Genomic DNA, 6,543 nt, shown 5'->3' on the forward strand with positions numbered 1-6,543 from the left:
GGGGGGCGGACGCCGGGCCGCCCCGCCGCCCCGGGCTTTGGACCGCGGCCGGTCCGGGGCGCGGGGGGCCCCCACCGGTCCCCGGGGGGGGGGCCCCGCCTCACATCTGTACGGAGGATCTACCAGGCGGTGTCCGCCGCGGTCTTCTGGCTCGGCAGGAACGCCCACAGCGCCAGGTAGAGCAGGAACTGCGGACCGGGCAGCAGACACGAGACCAGGAAGATCACACGCATGGTGTTCGCGGAGGTGCCGAAGCGCCGTGCCAGCGCCGCGCACACTCCACCGATCATGCGACCCTCACGGGGGCGGGCAATCGCAGACATGATGGGCTCCTTCGCGAGTCCGTGGGGGAGCCTCCAGATGTGCTCCCGATGACTCAATGGTGGCCGGGGAGCACCGGACGAAGCGTCGCTCTACGGGGCGATGCCGACCCTGGTAATCGTCGGGGGCGTACCCTGAGGAGCCTCATCCACCGGGTCACCCTCGGGTAGTAGGGCCGCCTCCTTAGGAGCCCTGGCCGGTGCCGGCCGACGCCCACGGCCCCGTACGCGCCGCAGCCTCGCCCGTCCGGCGGGAACGACCAGCAGATGCGCGAGCCCCACCCCGACCGTGTTGAGCAGCAGCGAGTCCACGTCGACGACCTGCCCGGGGATACCGGTCTGGAGCAGTTCGATCCCCAGCGAGACGAACGCCCCGGCGGCCACCGTGCGGGCCAGCGACGCCAGCGGCGAGACGGACAGTTTCCCGTCCACCATGGGGAGGAGAACCCCGAGAGGGGCCAGCAGCAGAAGCCCCTCGCCGATCCGCCGGACCGCCTGCGGCGCCCCGAGCGCGAGATCGGCTTTGATGCCCGCGAGCGGCTCCAGGTTCGCCGCGGTCACCCACACCACGTCCAGTGGGCGCAACGTCAGCCACGCGACGAGCAGCAGATGCGCGAGGAGGAGGATGACCCCCGCCACGCGGAAGCGGAAAGCGGCACTGCCGCTCTGACCTTGGCGCTGCACGAACCACAAGACGCGGCCACCGCCGGAATCGGTTCCGGCGAGTTCCAAAAGGAGGGCCACGTGAGACGGGTGTCACCCGGAAGGCCCCGCCCTGGTCCCTCTCCCCGGAGCCGCACCCCCCGCCGCTCCCGCCTCCTCAGGAAGCGGACGGCAGCGGCCCCGTCGTCGGCACGGTCACGTCGGGCCGCCGTTTGGTGTCGTCGTCGCACCGGTACCCGCGCGCCTCGTACGCCCCCGGCCCGCCCAGCACCACCGAGCCGTCCGTCGCCGTGCCCTCGATGAGCGTGCACACGAGCTGCGCCAGCGCGGCCGTCGGCAGGTCCTCCGGCTGGCGGCTGAGGCGCAGCGTCCCGAGCGGATCGCCCGCGCGGGCCTCGGAGACGGCCAGCGGCCCGCGTACGTACGTCGTGAAGCCCGCCTCCTGCTCCGTGGACGACGGCCGCTCCTCCAACTCGTCCACCAGCGCCCGAGCCACCTGCAAACGGTCACTGCGCGACTTGTCGGCCGGGATCGCCGCGGCGCGCTCCACCGGCACCAGCTCCGACCCGCACACCAGATAGACCCTGACCGCGGCCCCCGGCTGCGCCTGGGTGGTCAGATTGCCCTCGGAGACCTCGCAGGGCACCCGTGAGGGCGCCGCGCCCGCGTCCACCGGCACCGTGGTCGTCCTGATGCCGCAGCCGCCCACGGCGCCCGCCAGCGCGAGCGCCCCCGCGAATGCGGCGAGGGGCCGGCCGGCCGGTGTTCTCGACCTCACTGCGCCTCGCCTCCCTCTCCCCGCGCGCTCCCGTGCCCGTGCCCCTGCTCGTCCTCGTCGCCGGTGTCCTCCGAGTCGTCGCGCGGCAGCCGCAGGACGAACACCGCCCCTCCGTCGGGCGCGTTGGCCGCGGTGATGTCGCCTCCGTGGATGTGCGCGTTCTCCATCGCGATGGACAGCCCCAGACCGCTGCCCTCGGACCTCGGCCGGGACGCGCTCGCCTTGTAGAAGCGGTCGAAGACGTGCGGCAGTACGTCCTCCGGAATGCCGGGGCCGTTGTCCCGTACCTCGATGACCAGTTCCCGGCCGACCGTGCGCACCGAGACCCGCACCGGCGAACCGCCGTGCTTGAGCGCGTTGCCGATCAGATTCGCCAGGATCACATCGAGCCGGCGCGGATCGAGGCGGGCCATCATCCCGCGCTCGGCGTCCAGCTCCACCGCGTCCAGCCAGGCCCGCGCGTCGATACAGGCGGTGACCTGGTCGGCGACGTCGACGTCGTCGAGGACGAGCCGGGCGGTGCCCGCGTCGAAGCGGGTCACCTCCATCAGGTTCTCCACGAGGTCGTTGAGCCTGCGGGTCTCGCTCACCACCAGCGTCACGGCGGGCGCGATCATCGGGTCGAGCGTGTCCGCCTCGTCCTCCAGCACCTCGGTCACCGCCGTCAGCGCGGTCAGCGGCGTGCGCAGCTCGTGCGACATGTCGGCGACGAAGCGCCGGCTCGACTCCTCGCGCGCGCTCATGTCGTCGATCTTCTTCTGGAGGGAGGCGGCGGCGTTGTTGAACGTCCGTGACAGATCGGCCAGTTCGTCCGTCCCCGACACCCTCAGCCGGGTGTCGAGCTTGCCCTCGCCGAGCTGCCGCGCGGCGTGACCGAGCCGCTGCACCGGCTTCAGTACGGTGGTGGCCGCCGCCTGCGCGAGCAGCGCGGACCCGACGAGAGCCAGGCCCGTCGCGATCGCCAGCGACCACGCCAGCGCGTTGAGATCCTCCCGCTCCTGTTCGAGCGAGAGGAAGACGTAACCGGTCGGCCCGCCCCCGACGATCCGGGTGCCGCCGACCAGATACGGCGTCTGTCCGCGCTGGGTGCGCTGCCAGAAGATGTGGTACGGCGACGTGTTGCCCGATGTCACCTTCTGCCGGTCGTTGACCGCGGTCTGCAACGACTTCGGCACGTCGTCCAGCGTGAACGCGTCCTGGTCGGAGACCCCGACGACCGGCTTGCCCTCGGCGCGCTCACCGATCAGCAGCACACTGAACCCGGCGCTGCCCCTGGCCATCTGCTGCGCCGTGTATTCGAGTTCGGGCTGGGTCGGTTGCAGCGGCAGCTGCGCCGCCTTGTCCCGCATCTCCTGCTTGAAGTCCTTGAGCGCGGACGTCTGCGTACGGGAGAGCACCGACTCGCGGTTGAGCCAGTACGCGATCCCGGACGCCGATACGGCGGCGGTCAGCGCGACCGCCCCGAAGACGACGACCAGCCTCAGCCGCAGACTCGTCCAGCGCAGCCCGGCGAGAAACGCCCTCTTGCGCGTACGCCGCCCGGCCGCCGCGTCCGCGGCACCCCCCTGGGAACCGTCCGCTATGTCTGGACTGTCTGATCCGTCAGGGCTGTTCGTGGATCTGGCCGGCGTGGGTTCCTGGCTGCTCACGAAGGCGCGTCCAGCCGGTAGCCCACGCCTCGTACCGTACGGATCAGCGTCGGCGACGACGGCACGTCCTCGACCTTCGCGCGCAGCCGCTGCACACAGGCGTCGACCAGCCGTGAGTCGCCGAGATAGTCGTGCTCCCACACCAGCCGCAGCAACTGCTGCCGGGAGAGCGCCTGGCCGGGCCGCCGGCTCAGCTCCAGAAGCAGCCGCAGCTCGGTCGGCGTGAGCTGGAGATCGTCACCGTTCTTCGTGACGGTCATCGCCGAACGGTCGATGACCAGGCTCCCGAAGGTCGCCGAATCGGTCGACTCCCGCTCCCCGCGCCGCAGTACGGCACGGATACGGGCGTCGAGCACCCGGCCCTGCACGGGCTTGACCACATAGTCGTCCGCGCCGGATTCGAGCCCGACGACCACATCGATGTCGTCACTGCGCGCTGTCAGCAGGATGATCGGCAACTGGTCGGTCCGCCTGATCCGACGGCACACCTCGAAACCGTCGATACCGGGCAGCATCACATCCAGAACGATCAGGTCTGGCCGCTGTTCTCGCAGCAGATTCAGGCCGTCCTCTCCCGTCGCCGCAGTGGCCACTCGGTGGCCCTGGCGTGACAACGAGAGTTCGAGGGCCGTGCGGATGGCGTCGTCGTCCTCGATCAGCAACAGGAAAGGCACAGAGGTCATTCTGGCCCATGGGGGGACCACAGTTCGACAGTCGGAGCGCTCCCACAGTTCCGCCACATCTCCCGCCAAGATCCAGAACCCCTGTGACAGGCCTGTGACAGTCGGCGGACAGGCCCATGAAACTGGCCCGGCAATCTCTTGGGCAGACGGAAAGCAACAGACTCCAGCCGACGGGGGGCGCGAGATGAACTCACTGCACAGCACGGCCTCAAGCGCAGTTATCACGCGTCTCCACGACGTCGCACGGAGCACCGAGAAGTCCGGCGCCGTGAACGGGCGGGGGTGCGTTCGCGGCGCCGGGCGCCAGCACCGGCCGCCGTACATCGCGGTGGTCGACGCGGCGCACAAGTCCACGGCGGACGACGCCGAGGCACGGGGGAACGAGGGCCGAGCGTACGGAGAGGCCACGGGGGAGCGCACCGCGGGAACGGAGGCCATGGACGCCGAGACGGCGTTCACCGCCTACGTCCAGGAGCGCCGGGCCTCTCTGTACGCGACCGCCTACCACCTGACCGGCGACCGCTTCGAGGCCGAGGACCTGCTCCAGAGCGCGCTCTTCTCCACCTACCGCGCCTGGGACCGGATCAGCGACAAGGCGGCCGTCGGCGGCTATCTCCGCCGGACGATGACCAACCTGCACATCAGCGCGTGGCGCAGGCGCAAGCTCAACGAGTACCCGACAGAGGAGCTGCCGGAGACGGTCGGCGACACCGACGCGATGCGCGGCACGGAGCTGCGCACGGTGCTCTGGCAGGCGCTCTCGCGCCTTCCCGAGACGCAGCGCACGATGCTGGTGCTGCGCTACTACGAGGGCCGCACGGATCCCGAGATCGCGGAGATCCTCGACATCAGTGTCGGCACGGTGAAGTCGAGCATCTGGCGGTCGCTCCGTCGGCTGCGCGAGGACGAGGTCCTCAGCTTCGGACGTGACGAGGAAGAGTCCTTCGGCGAGCTGGTGGCCTGAAGGCGGGGGGAAGCAACACCGGGGGGACGGGGGATCGGGGGAGGAACTGCCGTCTCGGGGGAGACGGCGGGTGCAGGGCACGGGGGCACGGGGGTGCACCGAGCAGGACCGGACGGGCTGGGGGGCCTGTCCGGTCTTCGCGCGTCCGGGGGCTTTTTGCGGCGCCCGCGCCGGGGTGTGCACGGCGAGGCACGGGACACGGGGTGGTCGAGCGCGGCCGGGCAGATCGCGGCTTGTGCGGTCTTCGCGCGTCCGGGGGGTTTCGGGGCGTCCGCGCCGGGGTGTGCGCGGCGAGGCGCGGGACACGGGGTGGTCGAGCGCGGCCGGGCAGATCGCGGCTTGTGCGGTCTTCGCGCGTCCGGGGGGTTTCGGGGCGTCCGCGCCGGGGTGTGCGCGGCGAGGCGCGGGACACGGGGTGGTCGAGCGCGGCCGGGCAGATCGCGGCTTGTGCGGTCTTCGCGTGGTCAGGGGAACTCGGGCCTGCCCGCGCGGAGGTGCGCGGCGCCGGGACGGTCAGTGGGTGGTGTTCGCGGGGCGCGCCGGCGTGGGTGGGTGGTTCCTCGGTGTACGGGGGCGGACACCGCCCGCCGCCGCGCCCGCGATCCGGGTCAGTGCCTCCGCCTTCGCGCAGGGATACGCCCCCAGCGCCGTCTGGCGCGCGACGATGCCGCGCTCCGCGCGCATCAGCCGCCAACCGCGCCGCAGCAGGAACGCCACCGACTTCCGGCCCTCGCGCAGATCCCGCAGCAGCCGGCGGCGGAACGTCGTCGATGGACGCCCGCGCAGACACAGCGCGTCGGCCAGGACGCCCAACTCCCGGCAGCGCGCCACCACATCGGCCGCGAAGATGCCCTCGGCGACGAACAGCCCCGCGCCGTCGATGTCCAGTTCCTCGGTGTCGACGCGTGAGCTGGTGGCGATCGAGTACACCGGGACGGTCGTACGGCCCGTCCGGCACAGCTCCTGGATCGCGGCGACCGCCGCGTCCGCGTCCCAGGACAGCGCGGAGTCCCAGTCGATGTCCGCGCTGCCGGAGACCAGCGGCAGCGTCGGATCGTCGCCCTCCTTGTAGAAGTCGTCGAGACGGAGCACGGGCAGGCCCGCGCGGGCGGCGAGCGACGACTTGCCGGAGCCGGAGGGGCCCGCGAGCAGGACGACACGCGCGGAGGCGGTTCGTTGGGGACTCACGGGACACCAGTCTGAGGCATACACCCGCACAGGGGATCCCTGGCTACGGCGGTGGTATCGAGCGTCACCTCTCAACTACTGTGCGTGTCATTCCCCTTACCCGTCACTTTCGCGCAGTCAGGAATCCCATGGCACGTCATTCAGCTCCCACCCCCCGGCGCCGCGCGCTGCTGCGCGCCGGGCTGACGATCACCGCGGCCGGCGCGGCGATCGGGCTCGGCGGCGCCGCGGCCCAGGCGGCGCCGGCCGCGCCCGTGCCCGCGTCGGGGCCCGACAGCGAGCTCGCGGCGGCCGGGGC

At 71.8% G+C, this 6,543-nt stretch carries 7 protein-coding genes; 1 reads left to right on the plus strand and 6 read right to left on the minus strand.

The genetic code is table 11. The features are described 5' to 3' along the window. Positions 1 to 119 precede the first annotated feature (119 nt). From ACFWV8_RS18610 to afsQ1, 5 genes are all read right to left on the minus strand, one after another. Positions 120 to 323 carry a PspC domain-containing protein gene (locus ACFWV8_RS18610; RefSeq protein ID WP_384202970.1) on the minus strand — a complete coding sequence of 68 codons (204 nt, stop codon included), beginning with the start codon at positions 321 to 323 and terminating at the stop codon, positions 120 to 122. A gap of 90 nt (positions 324 to 413) precedes the next feature. Further along, positions 414 to 1,004 (minus strand): VanZ family protein, encoded by a 591-nt coding sequence (locus ACFWV8_RS18615; RefSeq protein ID WP_384202974.1) that lies wholly within the window; start codon positions 1,002 to 1,004, stop codon positions 414 to 416. A gap of 136 nt (positions 1,005 to 1,140) precedes the next feature. Next, complete coding sequence (locus ACFWV8_RS18620) at positions 1,141 to 1,761, minus strand: hypothetical protein (RefSeq protein WP_384202976.1); 621 nt, start codon at positions 1,759 to 1,761, stop codon at positions 1,141 to 1,143. Beyond that, entirely contained in the window at positions 1,758 to 3,410 is a 1,653-nt protein-coding gene (locus ACFWV8_RS18625) for an ATP-binding protein (RefSeq protein ID WP_384202978.1), read from the minus strand. The genes ACFWV8_RS18620 and ACFWV8_RS18625 overlap by 4 nt, the downstream gene beginning before the upstream one ends. Beyond that, positions 3,407 to 4,084 carry a two-component system response regulator AfsQ1 gene (gene afsQ1, locus ACFWV8_RS18630; RefSeq protein WP_023539102.1) on the minus strand — a complete coding sequence of 226 codons (678 nt, stop codon included), beginning with the start codon at positions 4,082 to 4,084 and terminating at the stop codon, positions 3,407 to 3,409. Before afsQ1 ends, ACFWV8_RS18625 begins: the two co-directional genes overlap by 4 nt. A 193-nt stretch (positions 4,085 to 4,277) precedes the next feature. Between afsQ1 and ACFWV8_RS18635 the strand changes: the two genes are divergently transcribed. Further along, on the plus strand, positions 4,278 to 5,057 hold the full coding sequence (locus ACFWV8_RS18635) for a SigE family RNA polymerase sigma factor (RefSeq protein WP_384202981.1): 780 nt from the start codon (positions 4,278 to 4,280) through the stop codon (positions 5,055 to 5,057). Positions 5,058 to 5,570: 513 nt separating this feature from the next. Here the strand turns inward: ACFWV8_RS18635 and ACFWV8_RS18640 are convergent. After that, entirely contained in the window at positions 5,571 to 6,245 is a 675-nt protein-coding gene (locus ACFWV8_RS18640) for a uridine kinase (protein ID WP_384202984.1), read from the minus strand. Positions 6,246 to 6,543 lie beyond the last annotated feature (298 nt).

Origin of the sequence: Streptomyces sp. NPDC058665 (assembly GCF_042714995.1) — a bacterium.
Classification (GTDB): domain Bacteria; phylum Actinomycetota; class Actinomycetes; order Streptomycetales; family Streptomycetaceae; genus Streptomyces.